At 64.8% G+C, this 20,738-nt stretch carries 13 protein-coding genes and 5 tRNA genes; 10 read left to right on the forward strand and 8 right to left on the reverse strand.

The annotated features are described in order from the left end of the window. Nucleotides 1–116 precede the first annotated feature (116 nt). The 4 genes from HOP53_RS07380 (at nucleotide 117) to HOP53_RS07395 (ending at nucleotide 2,715) form a co-directional block, all read left to right on the forward strand. Nucleotides 117–755 (forward strand): 50S ribosomal protein L25/general stress protein Ctc, encoded by a 639-nt coding sequence (locus tag HOP53_RS07380; protein WP_234269397.1) that lies wholly within the window; start codon nucleotides 117–119, stop codon nucleotides 753–755. 84 nt (nucleotides 756–839) lie between these two features. After that, nucleotides 840–1,421, forward strand: coding sequence for an aminoacyl-tRNA hydrolase (pth, locus tag HOP53_RS07385; RefSeq protein WP_234269398.1), 582 nt, complete (start codon nucleotides 840–842; stop codon nucleotides 1,419–1,421). Nucleotides 1,422–1,493: 72 nt separating this feature from the next. After that, the gene (ychF, locus tag HOP53_RS07390) at nucleotides 1,494–2,585 is read left to right on the forward strand and encodes a redox-regulated ATPase YchF (protein ID WP_234269401.1); all 1,092 of its coding nucleotides are present in this window, start codon (nucleotides 1,494–1,496) and stop codon (nucleotides 2,583–2,585) included. A gap of 53 nt (nucleotides 2,586–2,638) precedes the next feature. Further along, a tRNA-Met gene (locus HOP53_RS07395) sits at nucleotides 2,639–2,715 on the forward strand. Nucleotides 2,716–2,790: 75 nt separating this feature from the next. Here HOP53_RS07395 and HOP53_RS07400 read toward each other — a convergent pair. Next, nucleotides 2,791–4,089, reverse strand: coding sequence for a M18 family aminopeptidase (locus HOP53_RS07400; RefSeq protein ID WP_234269402.1), 1,299 nt, complete (start codon nucleotides 4,087–4,089; stop codon nucleotides 2,791–2,793). Between the two features lie 126 nt (nucleotides 4,090–4,215). Here HOP53_RS07400 and HOP53_RS07405 point away from each other — a divergent pair, with 126 nt between their 5' ends. Both HOP53_RS07405 and HOP53_RS07410 read left to right on the forward strand, forming a co-directional pair. Continuing rightward, entirely contained in the window at nucleotides 4,216–6,270 is a 2,055-nt protein-coding gene (locus HOP53_RS07405; RefSeq protein ID WP_234269403.1) for a carboxy terminal-processing peptidase, read from the forward strand. Nucleotides 6,271–6,508: 238 nt separating this feature from the next. Next, on the forward strand, nucleotides 6,509–8,680 hold the full coding sequence (locus HOP53_RS07410; RefSeq protein WP_234269405.1) for a putative bifunctional diguanylate cyclase/phosphodiesterase: 2,172 nt from the start codon (nucleotides 6,509–6,511) through the stop codon (nucleotides 8,678–8,680). Between the two features lie 36 nt (nucleotides 8,681–8,716). Here HOP53_RS07410 and HOP53_RS07415 read toward each other — a convergent pair whose 3' ends face one another. From HOP53_RS07415 to HOP53_RS07440, 6 genes are all read right to left on the reverse strand, one after another. Further along, nucleotides 8,717–11,005 carry an ATP-binding protein gene (locus HOP53_RS07415; protein ID WP_234269408.1) on the reverse strand — a complete coding sequence of 763 codons (2,289 nt, stop codon included), beginning with the start codon at nucleotides 11,003–11,005 and terminating at the stop codon, nucleotides 8,717–8,719. A 4-nt stretch (nucleotides 11,006–11,009) separates the two neighbouring features. Further along, nucleotides 11,010–11,510: a putative pterin-binding protein gene (locus tag HOP53_RS07420; protein ID WP_234269409.1), complete on the reverse strand. Its 501-nt coding sequence runs from the start codon at nucleotides 11,508–11,510 to the stop codon at nucleotides 11,010–11,012. Between the two features lie 124 nt (nucleotides 11,511–11,634). Next, nucleotides 11,635–11,710 (reverse strand) — tRNA-Asn (locus HOP53_RS07425). 107 nt (nucleotides 11,711–11,817) lie between these two features. Then, nucleotides 11,818–11,893, reverse strand: a tRNA-Asn gene (locus HOP53_RS07430). Nucleotides 11,894–11,923: 30 nt separating this feature from the next. Continuing rightward, nucleotides 11,924–11,999 (reverse strand) — tRNA-Asn (locus HOP53_RS07435). 137 nt (nucleotides 12,000–12,136) lie between these two features. Next, nucleotides 12,137–12,213: transfer RNA gene (locus HOP53_RS07440), tRNA-Met, on the reverse strand. 176 nt (nucleotides 12,214–12,389) lie between these two features. Here HOP53_RS07440 and betI point away from each other — a divergent pair. From betI to HOP53_RS07460, 4 genes are all read left to right on the forward strand, one after another. Continuing rightward, nucleotides 12,390–13,010 carry a transcriptional regulator BetI gene (gene betI, locus HOP53_RS07445; protein ID WP_234269411.1) on the forward strand — a complete coding sequence of 207 codons (621 nt, stop codon included), beginning with the start codon at nucleotides 12,390–12,392 and terminating at the stop codon, nucleotides 13,008–13,010. After that, nucleotides 13,007–14,476, forward strand: a complete 1,470-nt coding sequence (gene betB / locus HOP53_RS07450) for a betaine-aldehyde dehydrogenase (protein WP_234269412.1) — start codon at nucleotides 13,007–13,009, stop codon at nucleotides 14,474–14,476. Before betI ends, betB begins: the two co-directional genes overlap by 4 nt. A 10-nt stretch (nucleotides 14,477–14,486) precedes the next feature. Then, nucleotides 14,487–16,178: a choline dehydrogenase gene (gene betA, locus HOP53_RS07455; RefSeq protein WP_234269415.1), complete on the forward strand. Its 1,692-nt coding sequence runs from the start codon at nucleotides 14,487–14,489 to the stop codon at nucleotides 16,176–16,178. A gap of 172 nt (nucleotides 16,179–16,350) precedes the next feature. After that, on the forward strand, nucleotides 16,351–18,798 hold the full coding sequence (locus HOP53_RS07460) for an acyl-CoA dehydrogenase (protein WP_234269416.1): 2,448 nt from the start codon (nucleotides 16,351–16,353) through the stop codon (nucleotides 18,796–18,798). 57 nt (nucleotides 18,799–18,855) lie between these two features. Here HOP53_RS07460 and HOP53_RS07465 read toward each other — a convergent pair whose 3' ends face one another. Beyond that, on the reverse strand, nucleotides 18,856–20,712 hold the full coding sequence (locus HOP53_RS07465; protein ID WP_234269418.1) for an SLC13 family permease: 1,857 nt from the start codon (nucleotides 20,710–20,712) through the stop codon (nucleotides 18,856–18,858). Between the last annotated feature and the right edge of the window lie 26 nt (nucleotides 20,713–20,738).

The following is a 20,738-nucleotide window of genomic DNA, read 5'->3' on the forward strand; positions in this document are numbered from 1 at the left end:
CTCGACGACTCTCGGCAAGAACAGGGCAGCGGAGTAGCGCCCCACGGGGCTTTCGGGAACGTCGCGATCAGGTCGCGGGTCGCACGTCTCCCTTACATTCAGCAAGAGGCAACAACATGTCCGATTTCACACTCAATGCCAGCGTTCGTAACGACCTGGGGAAAGGTGCGAGCCGCCGCCTGCGTCGTGCGAACCTCGAAGTGCCCGCCATCGTCTATGGCGGTGACAAGGCGCCGCAGCCGATCTCCCTCGAGAAGGCCCCGTTCTACAAGGCCATCGAGGACGAGTCCTTCTTCTCCTCCGTGCTCAATCTGGTCATCGACGGCAAGAAGGAGCAGGTGGTAGTGCGCGATCTGCAGCGCCACCCGTACAAGCCGCTGGTCACCCACGCCGACTTCATGCGCGTCGACGCCACTCACGCCATCACCATCAACGTGCCGCTGCACGTGGTTGGCGAAGAGAAGTCCAAGGGCATCAAGGACCAGGGCGGCGAGCTGCACGTGCTGTCCAACGAAGTCCAGATCAGCTGTCTGCCCAAGGACCTGCCGGACTTCCTGGAAGTCGACATCACCAACGTCGAGCTGGGCACCACCCTGCACCTCTCCGACCTCACGCTGCCGGCTGGCGTGACCCTGGTCGAACTGACCCACGGTGCCGACCATGACAACGCCGTACTGAGCATCACCAAGCCCAAGACCCGCGGTGAAGCGGCCGAGGGTGAGGAAGGCGAAGAAGGCGAAGAAGGCGCCGAATAAGCCTTGCCGTCGGGGGCCGCCTTGGGCGGCCCCTTCCCGTCTCGACCAAGCGCTGCGGCGCTTGTTTTTGTTTGGAGACCCCGCATGCCGCAGATCAAGGCGATCATCGGACTGGGCAATCCCGGTGACAACTACGCCGCCACACGCCACAACGCCGGCGCCTGGCTGGTGGAGATCCTGGCTCGCCAGGCCGGCACCGAGCTGCGTCAGGAGAAGAAGTTCCTCGGCCTGTATGCCAAGGTGCTGCTGGATGGCCAAGAGCTGCATCTGCTCGAACCCACCACCTTCATGAATCGCAGCGGTGGTGCCGTCGCGGCCCTGTGCCAGTTCTACAAGATCGCCCCCGACGAACTGCTGGTGGCTCACGACGAGCTGGATATTCCGCCCGGGGCTGCCCGTTACAAGCAGGGCGGCGGCCACGGCGGACACAACGGCCTGCGCGACATCATCAGCGCACTGGGCGAGAAAGGCTTCAACCGTCTGCGTATCGGCATCGGCCACCCCGGCGATTCACGCCAGGTCACCAACTACGTCCTCGGGCGCCCCGGCAAGGCGGAGCTCGAGGCCATCGGCGCCGCCCTCCACGAGTGCCTGGTCACACTGCCACTGGCCGTGTCGGGCGACTGGGCCCGCGCCATGAGCCGACTGCACAGCTTCTCGGGCTGAACCGGCGCCAAGGCTGAGCTAGAATAGCGCCCGTTCGCGAGCACCACTCGCCATCTCAATCAGGACATCATCATGGGTTTCAACTGCGGTATCGTCGGTCTGCCCAACGTGGGCAAGTCGACCCTCTTCAATGCCCTGACCAAGTCCGGCATCGATGCCGAGAACTTCCCCTTCTGCACCATCGAGCCCAACGTCGGTATCGTGCCGATGCCCGATCCGCGTCTCGACAAGCTGGCCGAGATCGTGGGTCCGCAGAAGGTGATTCCCACCACCATGGAGTTCGTCGACATCGCCGGTCTGGTGGCGGGCGCCTCCAAGGGCGAGGGGCTCGGCAACCAGTTCCTGGCCAACATTCGCGAGACCCAGGCCATCGCCCACGTGGTGCGCTGCTTCGACAACGACAACGTCATCCACGTGGCCAACCAGGTCGATCCGCGCGCCGACATCGAGACCATCAACCTGGAGCTGGCCCTGGCCGACCTCGACACCGTCGAGCGTGCCATCCAGCGCCTGGTGCGCGTGGCCAAGGGTGGTGACAAGGACGCCATCGCCACCAAGGCGATCCTCGAGCGCATCCAGCCGCACCTGGCCGAGGGCCAGCCGCTGCGCAGCTTCGGCCTCGACGACGACGAGAAGCGCCAGGTCAAGAGCTTCGGCTTCCTCACGCTCAAGCCGACCATGTACATCGCCAACGTCAACGAAGACGGTTTCGAGAACAACCCTTATCTCGACATCGTCAACGAGATTGCCGCCGAGGAGGGCGCCGTGGTGGTGCCGGTGTGCAACCAGCTCGAAGCCGAGATCGCCGAGCTCGACGACGACGAGCGCGCCATGTTCCTCAGCGAGATGGGCATGGAAGAGCCCGGTCTCGACCGGGTGATCCGCGCCGGCTACGAGCTGCTGGGGCTGCAGACCTACTTCACCGCCGGGGTCAAGGAAGTGCGCGCCTGGACGGTCAAGGTCGGCGCCACCGCCCCCGAGGCCGCCGGGGTGATTCACACCGATTTCCAGAAGGGCTTCATCCGCGCCGAAGTGATCGGCTACGACGACTTCGTCACCCTGGGCGGCGAACAGGGCGCCAAGGATGCCGGCAAGTGGCGTCTGGAAGGCAAGGAGTACGTGGTCAAGGACGGCGACGTGATCCACTTCCGCTTCAATGTATAACCTTCAGTCTTGACCTGACGGGGGCGAATCCGTAAACTTCGCCCCCGTTGAATGGCTACGTAGCTCAGTTGGTTAGAGCACATCACTCATAATGATGGGGTCCCCTGTTCGAGTCAGGGCGTAGCCACCAGAAATCGAAAAAAACCCGGCGCCCTGGCGCCGGGTTTTTCGTGGTGGCATCTCCAGCCGAGTGCGTCGCGTGTGGTCAGGCCAGCCGCGGGCGGTTGGCGAAGGCGACCAGCGCTCGAGTCAGGTACTCCACGTCGAGGCTGCCCGCCGTCTCGCGGATCGAGTGCATGGCCCACTGCGGCACGCCCACGTCCAGCGTCGGCACGCCGAGCTCGGTGGCCGTGATCGGCCCGATGGTGCTGCCACAGCCCATGTCGGCACGGGTGACGAAGGTCTGCACCGGGACCTCGGCCTCGCGGCAGAGATCGCGGAACAGCGCGGCCGTGGCGCTGTTGGTGGCGTAGCGCTGATTGGCGTTGACCTTGATCACCGGGCCGCCGTTTAGCGCGGGTCCATGGGCGGCATCGTGCTTGTCGGTGAAGTTGGGGTGCAGGGCGTGAGCGTTGTCGCAGGAGATCATCCGCGACGCCTGGATCAGGCGAATGAAGCCCTCGTCACCCGGCTCGCCCAACTGGGCATTGACTCGCCGCAGCACGTCACCGAGAAACGGCCCCTGAGCGCCACATGCGCTTGCGCTGCCGACCTCTTCGTGATCATTGGCCACCAGCACCACGCCCTGGCTGCCGTCGCTCTCCAGCAACGCTTCGAGCCCGATGAAGCAGGACAGCAGGTTGTCGAGCCGCGCACTGGCGACCAGCTCACGGCCGACACCGACCAATGCCGGAGGCTGCACGTCATACAGCGCCAGCTCGAAATCGAGGATCTCGGCGCCGACGGTGCCGCTCTGCGCCTCCAGCCATTCGAGCAGCAGCCGCTGCAGGTCGGCCTTGTCGCCACCTTGCAGAAATACCGGCGGCATCTGGGTCTGAGCGTTGATCGGCCGACCGTTGTTGACCTCGCGGTCGAGATGGATGGCCAGACTGGGGATGATGGCAACGGGCCGATCCACCTGCAGCAGCACGCCTTCGATGCGGCCGTCGGGGTGCCGCACGTGAACACGGCCGGCCAGACCCAGATCGCGGTCGAACCAGGGGGCCAGCAAGGCGCCGCCGTAGAGTTCGACGCCGAGCTGCAACCAGCCTGCCGAGAGCTGAGCGGCGTTGGGCTTCAGGCGCAGACCGGGGCTGTCGGTGTGGGCGCCGATCATGCGCAGCGCCTCCAGCTCGTCGTGCGGCAGCTGCAGCGCCACGATCGACGAACCGTTGCGCGTCACGTAGAGACGCTCGCCGGGCGAGACCTCCCAGGCCTGACTCTCGTCCAGCCGGCGGAAGCCGGCGGCATCGAGCCGCTCGGCCATGGCCGAGACGGCGTGCCAGGGGGTCGGCGAGCGATGGAGAAATTCGAGCAGACGCTCGAGACGAGCTTCCCGAGACATGTGGATCCTCATCAGGGGTCGTGGTTGACGCAAGAACTGCTACAATGCGACGTCTGGCCTCGCAACTCATGAGCCATACGCTTGTCTAGGGAAGGAAGTGTACACGAATCCAGGGGTGCTTCATTGATGAGCCTGTCAGTCGTTCTTAGGCACACAGCGGTTCTCTCGCTGGTGACGTTGTTGTCGTGCGCTCAGTTGGCGCTAGCCCAGATCCAGCCCAACGACTCGCATCGGCAGGCGGCCCTGGAAGTCGCCGAGTCGCTGCGCTACGGCCACTACGCCGAGACCGCCCTGGACGACACCTGGTCACGCCTGGCGTTCGAGCGCTATCTCGATATCCTCGATGGCCAACGCGCCTTCCTGCTGGAGAGCGACATCGAGGAATTCCGCCACTTCGATGAGCGTATCGACGACATGCTCTTTGAAGGCAATCTGGCACCGGCCTTCGAGCTCTACCAGCGCTATCACGATCGCGCCGAGAGCCGCTTCGAGTGGCTGCTGAGCGCCATCGACGAGGGGCTCGACTTCACCTACGAGAGCGACATGCGGCTCGACCTCGAGCGCCGCGAGGCCGACTGGGCCACCAGCGAAGCCGAGCTCGACGAGCTGTGGTACAAGCGCCTCAAGAACGCCGCCCTTACCCTCGATATCAGCGGTCAGGACGAAGAGCAGGTGGAGAACAACCTGCGTCAGCGCTACGAAGGCCAGCTGTCGCGTCTGCGCCAGACCAACGGCGAGGACGTGTTCGGCCTGTTCATGGCCGCGGTGACCAGCAGCATCGATCCGCATACCGAGTACCTCTCCCCCCGCCAGGGCGAATCCTTCGACATCCAGATGCGCCTGTCGCTGGAAGGCATCGGCGCCATGCTGCAGTCCGACGGCGAATACGTGAAGGTCACCAGCCTGGTTCCCGGCGGCCCGGCCGATCGCGCCGGCGTGCTCGAACCTGCCGACCGCATCGTCGGTGTGGGCCAGGAGGACGAGGCGATCGTCAACGTGGTGGGCATGCGCCTCGACGAGGTGGTCGATCTGATTCGCGGCCCCAAGGGCACCGTGGTGCGCCTCGAGGTGGTACCGGCGGAAGCGGTCGACATGACCCGCTCCAGCACCGTCGAGATCACCCGCGACACCGTCGATCTCGAAGACCAGGCCGCCAAGGGTGAAATCGTCGAGGTGGAGCGCGAAGACGGCAACAAGCGTATCGGCGTGATTACCATCCCCACCTTCTACGTCGACTTCGATGCCTGGCAGTCCGGCGCCGAGGAGTTCCGCAGCACCACCCGCGACGTGGCCCGCGAAGTCGAGCGCCTCAAGTCCGAAGGCATCGACGGCCTGGTACTCGACCTGCGCAACAACGGCGGCGGTGCGCTGCAGGAAGCCAACTCCCTGCTCGGTCTGTTCATTGACCGCGGCCCCACGGTGCAGGTGCGCGATGCCCGCGGCCGCATCAATCTCTACGGCGACACCGAGACCGGCACCCTCTACGACGGCCCGCTGGCCGTATTGGTCAACCGTCTCTCGGCATCGGCCTCGGAGATCCTGGCCGGCGCCATTCAGGATTACGGCCGCGGCCTGGTGCTGGGCAGTGCCACCTTCGGCAAGGGCACCGTACAGACTCTGAACGACCTGAGTCATGGTCAAATCAAGCTGACCCGCGCCAAGTTCTACCGTATCTCGGGCGAGAGCACCCAGCATCGCGGCGTCGAGCCCGACATCCTCTTCCCCGATCTGGTCGACCCCGAGCGCATCGGCGAGAGCAGTCTCGACAACGCCCTCGAGTGGGATACGGTGCAGGCCGTGCAGTACCGCCACTATGGCGAGCCCTGGGAGTATCTGGAAACCCTGCGCTCCCGGCATCGCGAACGGGCCGACTCGCACCCCAACTTCGTCTTCCTCAAGGAGCGCACCGAGCTCGCCCGGCGCATGCGCGAAGAGCAGACCACCGTCAGCCTCGACCGCGAACAGCGCCAGCGCGAAGTGGAAGCGCGCGACGCCGAGCAATTGGCGCTGGAGAACCGTCGCCGTGAAGCCCTGGGGCTGGATACGCTGAACGAGCTGATCGATGCTCGCGGTGAGGAGAACGAAGAGGAGCCGGTGGAGCGCGTCCAGGTGACCGAAGCCGCTGCCATCCTGGCCGATTATGCCGAGCTGACCCAGCGGCGCCTGGCCGGTCGCTTCTAATCGAGCCAGAACCGCCAGACTTGCCCTACCCCACCGGACGCCCGGCGCGACGACACGCGCCGGGCGTCACTCGTTTCCCTCGTGCACTTCGAACTTCACCTGGGTTGATGGCTGCGTTAAACGGATAGCTTGTCGCTACCTCGCCGATGCCTGAGGATGGACGAGCACCATGCGGCTCGTCCGAGACGCGCAATACGTCCAGCGCATGCCCGATGCGCTCCCTGCGCGGGGAAGGTACATGACCGATTCAGACAGGCTGCATCCAGCCACTACCTTCCTGATGCCCCATCAGCCGGCTTGCCAGAGGGCAGTGGACAGCGGCAGCGAGGTAGCGCCCCTGGCCACCGTGCTGGTCGTCGATGACGATCCCACCATTCGCCTACTGATCGCCTCCGGCTTGCAACGCCAGGGATACCGGGTGCTGCTCGCCGCTGATGGCCAGTTGGGGCTCGAGGTCTTCGGCCAGCAGGCGCCCGATCTGGTGCTGGTGGACGCGGACATGCCGAGGCTGGACGGCTTCGGCACCCTGCGCGCCATTCGCAGCGGACAGGCCGGAATCGATGGCCGTTACGTTCCCTTGCTGATGCTGACCGGCCATGATGACGTCGGCTCGATCAACGACGCCTTCGATGCCGGCGCGACCGACTTCATGCCCAAGCCGATCAAGCTGCCGCTGCTGACCGAGCGGGTGCGCTATGCGCTGCGCGGCGCCGCCCGCGAGCGAGCCCTGCGTGCAGCGCAGCTGGAACAGGCCAGCGCCTGCAAGCTCGCTCGCCTGGGCTTCTGGCACCTGGACGTCCACAGCGGCAAGTTGGGATGGTCGGAAGGCACCGCCGACATGCTTGGCTGGCCCTCTCTGCCCGGCTGCGTGGCGGAGCTGACGGCGCTGACCTCCCCCGCGCACAGACAGCGGCTGGAGACGGCCCTCAGCGTCGCCAGTCAGAACCGCGAGGGGCTGGACCTCGAACTCACCGTGGGCCAGGGCAATCTCGAACGCACCCTGCGCCTGCAAAGCACCGATCAAGGCAACGAGCAAGGCAACGAACGGTACCTGGTGGGGGCTTTTCAGGACGTTACCGCCTTGCGCGCCTTCGAGGACAAGGCGCTTTACCTGGCAGCCCACGACGAGCTGACCGGACTGCCCAAACGTCACTGCTTTCTTGGTCTGCTCGCCGAGCGTCTGGCGCAGACCCCCGAGACTCGCTGGCTGGTGGCGGTTCTGGATATCAACCGTCTGCATCGCATCAACGAAGCCCTGGGAATTCGCGCAGGCGACCAAGCCCTGGTGCTGTTCTCACGACGCCTTGAGCGGTTGGCCCCGAGCCATGCCCTGCTCGGGCGTCTGGAGGCAGGCAGCTTCGGCGTAGCCGTCCCGCTACCGGACACGGCAGACCCTCGACTTTTCTGTCAGCAGTGGATGCCACCCTTGGCTCGGGCCCAGCAGATTGCAGGAGAAGAGGTCTTCATCGACTACTCCGCAGGCGGCAGCGTATATCCCGATGATGCAAGCGATGCCGAAACGCTGCTGGGCGCCGCACTGCAGGCGCAGCGCCTCGCCCGCTCCCAGGCTGGCCAACAGCGACTGCTGTTGAGGCATGAGATTCTTGGCCACACCAATGGCGACACGCTGAGCTTCGAGGCCCATTTGCAGCAGGCGCTGCAACGAGACGAGTTCTTTCTGGTCTACCAACCACAGCAGCACCTGGCCGACGGCCATATCAGCGCCGCGGAAGCCCTGCTACGCTGGCGCCATGCCAGTCGCGGGGTGATTTCACCGGCGGAATTCATTCCGCTGCTGGAGGAATCCGGCCACATCGTCGATGTCGGCGACTGGGTCATCGGCGAGGCCTGCCGACAGCTCGCCGAGTGGCAGCGGGCCGGCCTGCACCTGCGCATGAGCATCAACCTCTCCGCCGTACAATTCAACCAGCCCGACTTTCCCCAGCGCATCATGGCCCATGTGAACGCCAATCGCCTGTTACCCAATCTGCTCGAGCTGGAGATCACCGAAAGCGCTGCAATGAGTCATCCCAAGCAGACGTTGAAGATGCTGCTCGAACTCAAGGAGCTGGGATTCTCGATTGCCATCGACGACTTCGGTACCGGTCACTCAACCTACCACTACCTGTTACGTTTCCCGATCGATACGCTGAAGATCGACCGCAGCTTTACCAGCAGCGTGACCGAGGAGCGTTCGTGCCGCACCATCGTTCGCTCGCTCACGACCCTGAGTCAGGGGCTGGGTTTCAAGACGATTGCCGAAGGAGTGGAAACCCAGCGTCAGCGCGACTACCTCGAGGCGCTCGACGTCGATGAGATCCAGGGGTTCTGGCTGGCCAAGCCCATGACGGCGGATCGTCTCGGCGAGTTCGTCGCCTCGACCGGCCATCGCCTCTTCAAGCCACGCTGACGCAGGCAGGCCGTGGGTTTCTCACCCCGGCCCGACTCAGCCCTTGGTCGGTGATGCCAGGTCCTCGCGCGGCGCGTCACCGGTGGCCGTAACCTCAACCGCATACCCCAGCCTGGCAAAGGCCGCTACGCTCAAACGTCCAAGATGAGTGATACGCTCCACCGTGGCCTCGAGCGCCTCCTGCCCGGCCGCCTCAACCCCCTGCTCGAGCCTGGCAGCGGCTTGCGACAGCGCTTCACAGCCCATGGACGCTGCCGCCCCCTTCAGCGAGTGAGAGGTCTCCCTGAGGCCAGAACGATCATGCCGCTCAAGATCACTCCTCAGGGCCGCAAGATCCTCCTCCAGCCGCTCGACGAACTTCCTCACGAGGTGGTGCAGCGCCTCGTCATCCAGCGCTTCGCGTAGCGAGGCCAGCATGGCAGGATCGATCTCCACCGCCGCCTCGCCGACGTGATCCTGAAGGGGTTCAGGAAGCGCATCCGGTGTCGCCACGCCGGGTTCTGCCTCGGCGTATTCATGAGTGCCCTGGGGCAGCATCCACTGCTGAATGACTCGCTGCAGATCATGCCGCGTGTACGGCTTGCAAAGCACGTCGTTCATGCCGGCCTCGAGACAGCGCTGCCTGGCCGAGGGTGTCGCGTTGGCCGTCAGCGCCACGATGGGCAGCGGCGTGAGCCTGTCCGACTCCTGCAGGCGCCAGCGCCGGGTGGTTTCCAGACCATCAAGCGTGGGCATCTGCATGTCCATCAGCACCAAGTCGAAGCGGTGGCTCGCCATCAGCGCCAGCCCCTCCTGACCGTCGGCCGCCACACTGACGCACTGACCCAAGCGCTCGAGCAGAGCTCTGGCCAGCTCACGGTTGGCAGGCTGATCCTCGACGACGAGCACGTTTCCCCTGGGCAGGCTCAAGACCGCCTCCTGACGCGTGTTCGCGTAGCGCTCGATGGCCTCCCGGCTCGGTACACGCAGCGGTAAACGAACCTGGAAGCAGCTGCCCACGCCCGTTTCCGTAGTGAAATCGATCCTCCCCTGCATGGCCCTGACCAGCCGCTCGCAGATGGCAAGTCCCAGCCCCGAACCACCGTAGCGGCGCGCGATGGTACTGTCTGCCTGAGTGAAAGGCTTGAAGATATGCGCCCGGCTCTGCTCGGGAATGCCGCACCCCGTATCCTCAACGCGTAAACAAAGCGTATCGTCTTCACCGCGCCCTATCGTCAGGCGAACCTCGCCGGACGAGGTGAACTTGAAAGCATTGTTGAGCAGGTTCATCAGGACCTGGCGAATGCGAGTCAGGTCGCCCAGTACCCAATCAGGTAGTGAATCCTCCAGCGCGGTACTGAAGGCGACACCCCGACTTGCGCTCAGCACGCCGTAGTGCCGATCCAACTGGTCGATGAGTTCACTCGGCCGGAATGGCTGCGCATCGAGATCCAGGACGCCCGCGTCGTACTTGGTATAGTCGATCACGTCATTGATGACCGCCTGAAGACTCACCAGGCTGTCATCCAAAGTACCCAGCAGTCGAACGCCTCGATCGCTCAAGGGTTCATAGGCAAGCAGTTGTGCCACGCCGACGATACCATTGAGCGGCGTGCGTATCTCATGGCTCATCACTGCCATGAATTCCGATTTGGCCTGGCTCGCCCTTTCCGCCCTCTGCACCGCAGTATCGAGTTCACGCGCCTGTCTCTCGAGCAGAACGCTCCGCTCCCGGTTGGTCCTGCTCTCTCGGATCAGAAAGGCCACCAGCACCGAGCCAGCTCCCATCAGCAGCACGATGAGCACGAGCAACAGCGTATAGAGATTCCACAGCTTGTCGCGCTCCTGGGTGCGCAACAAGGCAACGTGAGCGTTGACGTCGAGGATCAAGCGAGAGGTCTTTTCCTGTAGCGCAGCCAACCGTTCCATGAGTGTCGCCAGGGCAGCAGCGTCGAGTACGGCATCGTCACTCTCCAGCGGCGACAGCACGGAATCGAGCTCGAACGTCAGTGCAATGGCATGCTCAAGAGCCTCGCCCAGGGGCTGTGTGACCAGACTCTGCTTCAGCTCGCCGCGGCCGAAGAGATCGGCGCGGCTATACAGGATTTCATAGCGCAGCAACAGCCCGTCGATGTCACCATGCCAGGGCGATAGCGTCATTCGCATCTCTCTGACCTCTCGATCGAACTGGTAAGCCGACCAGGTGAGATCCTCGAGCATGCGATGCTCGATCTGTTGCATTCGGTCATGGATGATCTTTGCCGTCAGCAGCGCCGAGCCGAACAGCACGATAGCGGCACAGGCCGCGACCCGGTATCGCAGGCTCGAACTTGCCCTGCGCGACACGGCACTATTCCGCAAGAACATCAATATGCGCGACCTGCCACACCGAGCGGGACATGATCTTCTCGTTGAGCAGTTCGGGGTGGTCGTCGAAGGGGTAAATGACGAACAGCGGTCCCTGGTCGCGTACTCGAAGTGGCTCGCCATCCAGGGTCATTGCCAGTATCACGTCGTACTGTTCGAAGTCGTCGACCGGGATGCTGGCACTGTAATCGTTCAGCGCCACCACTCGCAGCATCTCGCCCTGGGCTACCACGGCATCCAGGACATCGCGCCCCAGCGGACCGGCAAAGGTGACCTGGCCGTCGTGCCAGGGGGTATGAGTGCTGATCGTATGCTGGGGCATGGCTTCCAACATGTCGCGATCGAACAGCGCCGCGCCCTCCCCGTTGGTCACGCCGATGCTGCCGGTGATCGTCAGTATGACTCGCCCTTCCGGCGCATCGAGGGCATGCCCCGTAATGGCCACCAGGCACATCAACAAGCCACATGAGAGTGCGCTGCGCATGGCAGGATTCCTATCGGTTCTTCATATGACGAGTATACGGCAGTAATGCCTGCCGAGCAGTCACCCAGTCAACGTTGACTGCGACTCGGCCCAAGCCGACAGAGGGAATCAGAGCGACGAAGATTGGCTCCCGGAGCAGGACTCGAACCTGCGACCCAGTGATTAACAGTCACTTGCTCTACCGACTGAGCTATCCGGGAACGACGTGGCGGGAAAGGACTTCCCACGGAGTGGTAGTAGCTGATGGCTCTTCACCAAAAGCTGATGGCTCTTCACCAAAAGCTGATGGCTCTTTACCAATAGCTGATGGCTCCTCGAGCAGGACTCGAACCTGCGACCCAGTGATTAACAGTCACTTGCTCTACCAACTGAGCTATCGAGGAATGATGTGCGTCATGATCAGCGTGCGTTCGTGGCTCCCGGAGCAGGACTCGAACCTGCGACCCAGTGATTAACAGTCACTTGCTCTACCGACTGAGCTATCCGGGAATGGCCGTGAACACGGTGCGTAGTATACGGATCGCCCACGTAAGGTCAAGGGCGTATCTTGGCGGAAACCCTGTCAGGGTAGGTATATAACGCAAGACGCCCGATCGAGATGACTCGATCGGGCGTCCTGTCGTAACTGGTGGCTACGCCCTGATTTGAACAGGGGACCCCATCATTATGAGTGATGTGCTCTAACCAGCTGAGCTACGTAGCCAGGCGGCACGAAGGCAGGCCTTCGCGACGCGCTGAATTATGCATGAACCACTTCTCTCAGGCAAGACTGATACTGCCTGGCTTTTTATTGATTGAACGTTCAATAAAAAAATGCCAGACTCGAATCTACCTTTATATGCCACATGCCAGTCACGGCGAAGGGTCAAGGAGTCAACGTTGCCCAAGACAGGAATGGAACCCATTCGACGCAGCCAGCTCATCCAGGCGACCATGGCGGCCATCGACGAAGTCGGCCTGGCCGATGCCACCGTGCTGAGAATTGCGCGGCATGCCGGGGTTTCGGCCGGCATCATCAGCCACTATTTCGGCGGCAAGGACGGCCTGCTCGAAGCCACCATGCGCCAGATCCTCAGCGATCTCGGCCAGGCCGTGGCTGAGCGTCGACTCCGCCTGGCCGATGGCTCCCCGCGCGACCATATCGCCGCCATCATCGACGGCAACTTCGATCGCAGCCAGATTTCCGGTCCCGCGGCCAAGACCTGGCTCGCCTTCTGGGCCAGCAGTATGCACAGACCCCAGTTGCAACGACTGCAGCACGTCAACGACCAGCGCCTCTACTCCAACCTCTGCTTCCAGTTCCGACGGCTGATGCCGCTGAACGAAGCAAGAGATGCCGCCCGCACCCTGGCGGCCATGATCGACGGCCTGTGGCTGCGCGGCACCTTGAGCCCCGATGGGTTGGATACCGAGCGCGCCCGGCGCCTGGCCCACGCCTGCCTCGACAAGTTGCTGGCCGGCCACGACACCTCCGCAGCGTCACCCAAGGAGACAGCATGACCGCTTTCGACAACGAGACTCTCTACCTCGACGGCCGCCGCGAGCCGGCCACTTCGGGTGAGACCTTCGATGTTCTCAACCCCTACGATGGCAGCCTGCTGGCCAGGGTCGATCAGGCCAGCCAGGCCGATATCGACCGCGCCGTCGCCTCCGCCAGCCAGGGTCAGCGGCGCTGGGCCGCCATGACCGGGATGCAGCGCAGCCGTGTGCTGCAGCGCGCCGTGGCGCTGTTGAGAGCGCGCAACGACGAGCTGGCCGAGCTCGAAACGCGCAACACCGGCAAGCCGATCAGCGAAACCGCCGCGGTGGACATCGTCACCGGCGCCGACGTGCTCGAATATTACGCCGGCCTGGCCCCGGCCATCGAGGGCGCCCAGATTCCCCTGCGCGAGTCGTCATTCGTCTATACCCGGCGCGAACCGCTGGGGGTCATCGGTGCCATCGGCGCCTGGAACTACCCGATCCAGATCGCCTGCTGGAAGGCTGCCCCCGCGCTGGCCGCCGGCAACGCCGTGGTGTTCAAGCCCAGCGAGGTCACTCCGCTCTCGGCCATGAAGCTGGCTGAAATTTTCACCGAAGCCGGACTGCCCGACGGTGTGTTCAACGTCGTCCACGGCGACGCACGGGTCGGCCAGATGCTGACCGCGCATGAAGGCATCGCCAAGGTCTCGTTCACCGGCGAGGTGGGTACCGGCAAGAAGGTGATGGCCGCGGCGGGCGGCTCGACGCTCAAGGACGTGACCATGGAGCTGGGCGGCAAGTCGCCGCTGATCGTGTTCGCCGACGCCGACCTCGACCGCGCCGCCGATGCCGCCATGATGGCCAACTTCTATTCCAGCGGCCAGATCTGCACCAACGGCACCCGGGTCTTCGTCGAGCGCTCGGTGAAGGCCGACTTCGAGGAGAAGATCGTCGAGCGCGTGGCACGCATCCGCGCCGGCGACCCGCTCGACCCCGAAATCAACTTCGGCCCGCTGGTCAGCTTCGAGCATCAGGCCAAGGTGCTCGACTACATCGCCTACGGCAAGCAGGACGGCGCGCGGGTGCTGATCGGCGGCGAGCCTCTCGACGAGGGCGATTTCGCCCGCGGTGCCTGGGCCCCGGCCACGGTGTTCACCGATTGCAGCGACGACATGCGCATCGTGCGCGAAGAGATCTTCGGCCCGGTGATGGCGATTCTCGTCTTCGACGACGAAGAGGAGCTGATCCGTCGCGCCAATGACACCCACTACGGCCTCGCCGCCGGGGTGTTCACCGAGAGCCTCACCCGGGCGCATCGCACCATTCATCGAATGGAAGCCGGCATCTGCTGGATCAACACCTGGGGCGAGTCGCCGGCGGAAATGCCGGTGGGCGGCTACAAGCAGTCCGGCGTCGGCCGCGAGAACGGCATCGAAACCCTGGCCCACTACACCCAGACCAAGTCAGTGCAGGTGGAGATGGGCCCCTTCGAGTCGGTGTTCTGAGGAAATCGCCATGCCCCAGATTCGTGAATTCGACTACGTCATCATCGGCGCCGGCTCCGCCGGCAACGTGCTCGCCGCCCGCCTCACCGAGGACACAGGCGTCAGCGTGCTGCTGCTCGAAGCCGGCGGCCCCGACTACCGCTTCGACTTTCGCACCCAGATGCCCGCCGCCCTGGCCTACCCGCTGCAGGGCAAGCGCTATAACTGGGCCTTCGAGACCGATCCCGAGCCGCACATGAACGGCCGCCGCATGGAGTGCGGCCGCGGCAAGGGGCTGGGCGGCTCGTCGCTGATCAACGGCATGTGCTACATCCGCGGCAATGCCCTGGACTACGACAACTGGGCCAGCCTGGCCGGTCTTGCCGACTGGCGCTACGCCGACTGTCTGCCCTATTTCCGCAAGGCCGAGTGCCGCGACATCGGCGCCAACGCCTACCACGGCGGCGATGGCCCGGTGCACGTGACCACGCCCAAGGAGGGCAACAACGAGCTCTACCGCGCCTTCGTCGATGCCGGCGTGCAGGCGGGCTATCCCGAGACCGAGGACGTCAACGGCTACCGGCAGGAGGGCTTCGGCCCCATGGACCGTTTCGTCACCCCCAAGGGGCGCCGCTCCTCCACCGCGCGTGGCTATCTCGACCAGGCCAAGGGGCGCGACAACCTCACCATCGAGACCCACGCCACCACCGACGTGATCGAGTTCGAGGGCAAGCGCGCCGTGGGCGTGCGTTACCTGCGCCGCGGCCAGACCCAGCAGGTGCGCGCCCGCCGCGAAGTGCTGCTGTGCGCCGGGGCCATCGCCTCGCCGCAGATCCTGCTGCGCTCGGGGATCGGTAACCCTGAACACCTGCGCGAGTTCGACATTCCCGTGGTGCACGAGCTGCCCGGGGTCGGCGAGAATCTGCAGGACCACTTGGAGATGTACATCCAGTACGAGTGCAAGCAGCCGATCAGCCTCTACCCGGCGCTGAAGTGGTTCAACCAGCCGAAGATCGGCGCCGAGTGGCTGCTTCTCGGCAGCGGCGTCGGTGCCAGCAACCAGTTCGAGTCGTGCGCTTTCATTCGCACCCATGACGCGGAGCCCTGGCCCAACCTGCAGTATCACTTCCTGCCCATCGCCATCAGTTACAACGGCAAGAGCGCGGTGCAGGCCCATGGTTTCCAGGCTCACGTGGGCTCGATGCGCTCCGAGAGCCGCGGGCGCATTCGCCTCACCTCGCGCGATCCCGAGACCGCTCCCAGCATCCTGTTCAACTACATGGCCAAGGAGAAGGACTGGCAGGAGTTCCGCGACGCCATTCGTCTGACACGCGAGATCATCGCTCAGCCGGCCATGGATCCCTACCGGGGTCGTGAGATCTCACCGGGGCCGGACGTGCAGAGCGACGAGCAGCTCGACGCCTTCGTGCGCGAACACGCCGAGACCGCCTACCACCCCTGCGGCAGCTGTCGCATGGGCGAAGGCGACGACGCCGTGGTCGACGGCCAGGGCCGGGTGCATGGCCTGGAAGGGCTGCGCGTGGTCGATGCCTCGCTGTTCCCGGTGATCCCCACCGGCAACCTCAACGCACCGACCATCATGCTGGCCGAAAAGATCGCCGACCGCATCCGCGGCCGCGAGCCGCTGCCGCCCTCGGATGCGCCCTACTTCGTGGCCGGAGACAGTCCGGCCAGGCGAGAACCCCAGCGACGCCTAACCTAGGAAACGCTGCACAGCTGCCTGCGGCTCTTAGCCTCGCCACTCAGCGCCCTGCCACCGAGCAGGGCGCTCTCATTTGGCGTGCGTCTCAGGACTGGCCAGCACCAAGGAGATCGGCTAGGCTGACACATTCAAACAACTGTTCTAAACGCGATCCGAAACACGGAGACGAGGCATGCTCACCCTGATACTCCTGATCCTCACCGTCGTCGGCATGCTGGCGCTGATGCGGCGCGAGGCCGGCGCCGTACCGACCCTGGCGCTGCTCGGCGTGCTCGGCCTGGCAGGGCTGCTGCTGGGTTCGCCCGTGCTGGGCGTGCTGCTGCTGCTCGGCGCGGCAGCGGTGGCCATGGCCGGCCTGCCGGCGCTGCGCATCCACTGGCTCAGCCCGCGCCTGTTCGCCATGTTCAAGCGCGTCTCGCCCAAGGTCTCGGATACCGAGCGCATCGCGCTGGAAGCCGGCACCGTGGCCTGGGACGGCGAGCTGTTCTCGGGCCGTCCCCAGTGGGACAAGCTGATGAGCTACCACGACGACGGCCTGACCGAGGAGGAGCGTAGCTTTCTCGAGCAGCAGTGCTCGGTGGCCGCCGGCATGTGCAACGCCTGGGAGATCGCCAAGGAGCGTGCCGACCTGCCGGAGGAGCTGTGGCAGTACCTGAAGAAGGAAGGCTTCTTCGGCATGATCATTCCCAAGGAATACGGCGGCCTGGGCTTCTCCGCCAAGGCGCAGTCGCTGGTGCTGCAGAAGCTCTCCATCAGCGAGACGCTGATGGTCACGGTGGGCGTACCCAACTCTCTGGGTCCCGGCGAGCTGCTGCTCAAGTACGGTACCCAGGCGCAGAAGGATCACTTACTGCCACGCTTGGCCGACGGCCGTGAGATCCCCTGTTTCGGCCTCACCGGCCCCCGCGCCGGCTCCGACGCCACCTCGCTGCCCGACACCGGCATCGTGTGCAAGCAGATGGTCGATGGCAAGGAGGTGTTGGGCCTGCGTCTCAACTTCGAGAAGCGCTGGATCACCCTGGCGCCGATCGCCACTGTAGTGGGCCTGGCCTTCCGCCTGTTCGACCCCGACCACCTGCTGGGCGAGGAAGAGGACCGCGGCATCACCCTGGCGCTGGTGCCGCGCAACACCGCCGGCATGGAGATCGGCCGCCGCCACCACCCCATCGGCAGCCCGTTCCTCAACGGCCCGATCAAGGGCAAGGATGTCTTCGTCCCGCTGGACACCATCATCGGCGGCACCGAGATGATCGGTCAGGGCTGGCGCATGCTGGTGGAGTGTCTCTCCATCGGCCGCTGCATCACCCTGCCATCCGGCGCCAGCGGCACCGCGCGCTACGCCCTGGGCTGGACCGGCGGCTTCGGCCGCATCCGCCGCCAGTTCAACGTGCCGGTGGTCGAGATGGAGGGCGTGCAGGAACCGCTGGCGCGCATGGCCGCGCTGGGCTACATCGCCCAGGCAGCGGTCTACCAGACCGCCAACACCATCGACCGCGGCGAGAAACCGGCGGTGCCCTCGGCGATCCTCAAGAGCCAGCTCACCGAGTTCCAGCGCATCGTGCTCTCCGATGCCATGGACATCCACGGCGGCAAGGCGGTCACACTGGGTCCACGCAACTACCTGGGCATCGGCTACAGCGCCAACCCGGTCGCGATCACGGTGGAGGGGGCCAACATCATGACCCGCAACCTGATGATCTTCGGTCAAGGCGCCATCCGCTGCCATCCGTTCGTGCTCGAAGAGCTGGCGGCCTCCGACAGCAACGACCTCAAGGCCTTCGACCGCGCCTTCTTCGGTCATGCCGCGCTGGTCTTCGGCAACGCCGCCCGCGCCTTCACCATGGGGTTCGGTATCGGCAAGCCCACGGTGCCCTTCGATGAAGTCGCCGCGCCCTATGCCCGCGACATGGCAAGACTCTCTGCCGCCTTCAGCCTGTGCGCCGACGCCGCCATGGCCAGCCTGGGCGCCGCGCTCAAGCAGCGCGAGATGATCTCGGCGCGCCTGGGTGACGTGCTCTCCAACCTCTACCTGGCCTCGATGGTGCTCAAGCACTGGCAGGAGGGTGACAAGGTCGAGGGCGAAGCCGCCCTGCTCCACTACAGCTGCACCCACCTGCTGCAGCGCGCCGAGCAGGCCTTCGACGAGCTGTTCGACAACCTGCCCAACCGCGCGCTGGCCGGCGTGCTGCGCGCCGTGACGATGCCGCTGGGACGGCGCTGGAAGCGCCCCGCCGACCATCTGACCCGCGAGATCGCCCAAGCCGTATCGCGCGATACCCCGCTGCGCACCAAGCTGATCGCGGCGGCCTGGCAGGGCGACGATGGCGTCAAGGACAATCCGCTGGCCCACTACAACGCCCTGCTGGCCGACTACGACCGCGCCGAGGCGCTCTACCGCACGGTCAACAAGGCCTACGCCAAGGGCGAGCTGCCACGTCAGGCGCTGCACCCCGAGGTACGCCTGGAGGCCGCACGGGAGAAGGGTCTCGTCAGCGAGGAGGATGCCGAGTTCATGCGCCGATTCGAAGCCGAAGTCCTCGAGCTGCTCAGCGTGGACGACTTCGACTACGACGAGTTCGCCACCGACAAGGCAAAAATCCTGCGCCACAACGCGGCGTAAGTTCGGTCAGCCCCCTACCCAACCCCGGCCCAGCGCCGGGGTTTTTCGTTTCTTCTCCTACAAAGGCCACACCAGAAGGATCATCGGAATCGCCACCGCCATGACGATCAGCTCCAGCGGTAGGCCCATTTTCCAGTAGTCGCCGAAGCGATAGCCGCCGGGCCCCATCACCAGGGTATTGGACTGATGCCCGATGGGCGTGAGAAAAGCACAGGAGGCACTGACCGCCACCACCATCAGGAAGGGGTCGATGGACGCATCGAAACCGTTGGCCAGGCTGACGGCAATCGGCGCCATCAGCACCGCCGCCGCCGCATTGTTGATCACATCGGAGAGCATCATGGTGGTGACGAACAGCAGTATCAGGATCGACACGGTGGGCCAGGTACCCCCCAGCTCCAGCAGGCTGTTGGCAATGAGCGCCGCGCCGCCGCTGGTTTCGAGCGCCGTGCCCACGGGGATCATGGCGCCCAGCAGGATGATCACCGGGCCGTCGATGGCCTGATAACCGTCTCGCAGCGGCAATACGCCGATCAGCAGCGTGACCAAGGCCGCCAGGGCAAGCGCGACGGCATTGGGCAGGATATCCAGCAGCATGGCGGCGATGGCCAGGGCAAAGATGCCGAGAGACACCAGCAGCATGCGCGGCTGCCCCAGGGTTAAGTTACGCCTGGCCAGGGGCAGGCAGCCCAACGTTGCCAGGCTCTCGCTCAGATTGCTCTCGCCGCCCTGCAGCAACAGCACGTCACCGGGGCGAAAACGGATATCGCGCAGGCGCTGGCGCAGGCGGCTGCCGTCCCGGGCCACCGCCACCAGATGCATGCCGTACTGGTTGTGCAGCCGCAGTTGGGTCACGGTACGGTTGACCATGATCGAGTCGTTGCGCACCACCGCCTCGACCAGCTCCAGTCCCTCGGTATCAAGACCGTTGGATTTGGTATTCTCGGTATCCGGCAGGCTAGCGTCCCGCTGCAGCTGCCCACCCTCTTTCGCCTCGGCGCGATCTTGCTCGAGGATTTCCTCCTGCGGGTCGATTCCCACCCGCAGGCCGGCCTTGTCCTCGAGCAGTTTCATCTCTTCCGGCCCCGCCTCCACCAGCAGGACATCCCCCTCTTTCAGCGCGCCGAGGAAGGCATGCCCGGCGTAGCGCTGCTCACCGCGCAAGACCGCCAGAACCGGCAGCGTCTCCTCGAGTTCACGCTGCAGCTCGCGCAGGGTCCAACCGAGCGCCTTGGCCTCCTCGTCCACCCGGACTTCGACCAGATAGTGACTGATATCGAACATACCCTCGGTGGACGCATTGCCGGCGCGCTGCGGCACCAGCCGCCAGCCCAGCAACACGATGAACACCAGCCCCGCCAGGGCAACTGCGGCACCGACGGGGAAGAAGGAGAACATGCCGAAGGTCTCTCCGGTTACCGAGCCGCGGTAAGCAGAGATGATAATGTTCGGCGGGGTGCCGATCAGCGTCATGAGACCGCCGAGCAGCGAGCCGAAGGCCAGTGGCATGAGCAGCAGCGAGGGCGAGGTGTCGTGTTCACGCGCCAGGCGCATGGCCACCGGCAGCAGCAGCGCCAGAGCGCCGACGTTGTTCATGAAGCCGGACAGCACCACCACCGTGGCGGTGAGCGCCACCAGTTGCAGGAACAGCCGGTCGCCGACCTTGAGCACCTGCTCGGCGATGACATCCACCACGCCGGAGCGCTCGAAGCCGCGGCTGAGCACCAGCACGGCGGCCACGGTGATCACCGCGGGATGACCGAAACCGTAAAAAGCCTCCTCGCCCGGCACCAGCCCCAGGATCACGCAACCCAGCAGCGCGGAGAGCGCCACCAGATCGTAGCGAAAGCGCCCCCAGACGAAAGCGGCCAGCGTCAGCCCCAGCACAATGAAAACCAGCGTATGGTCGGCCATGCCCCGCTCCCTGTGGTGGCCCGTTC

Source organism: Billgrantia ethanolica (assembly GCF_021404305.1).
Taxonomy (GTDB): domain Bacteria; phylum Pseudomonadota; class Gammaproteobacteria; order Pseudomonadales; family Halomonadaceae; genus Halomonas; species Halomonas ethanolica.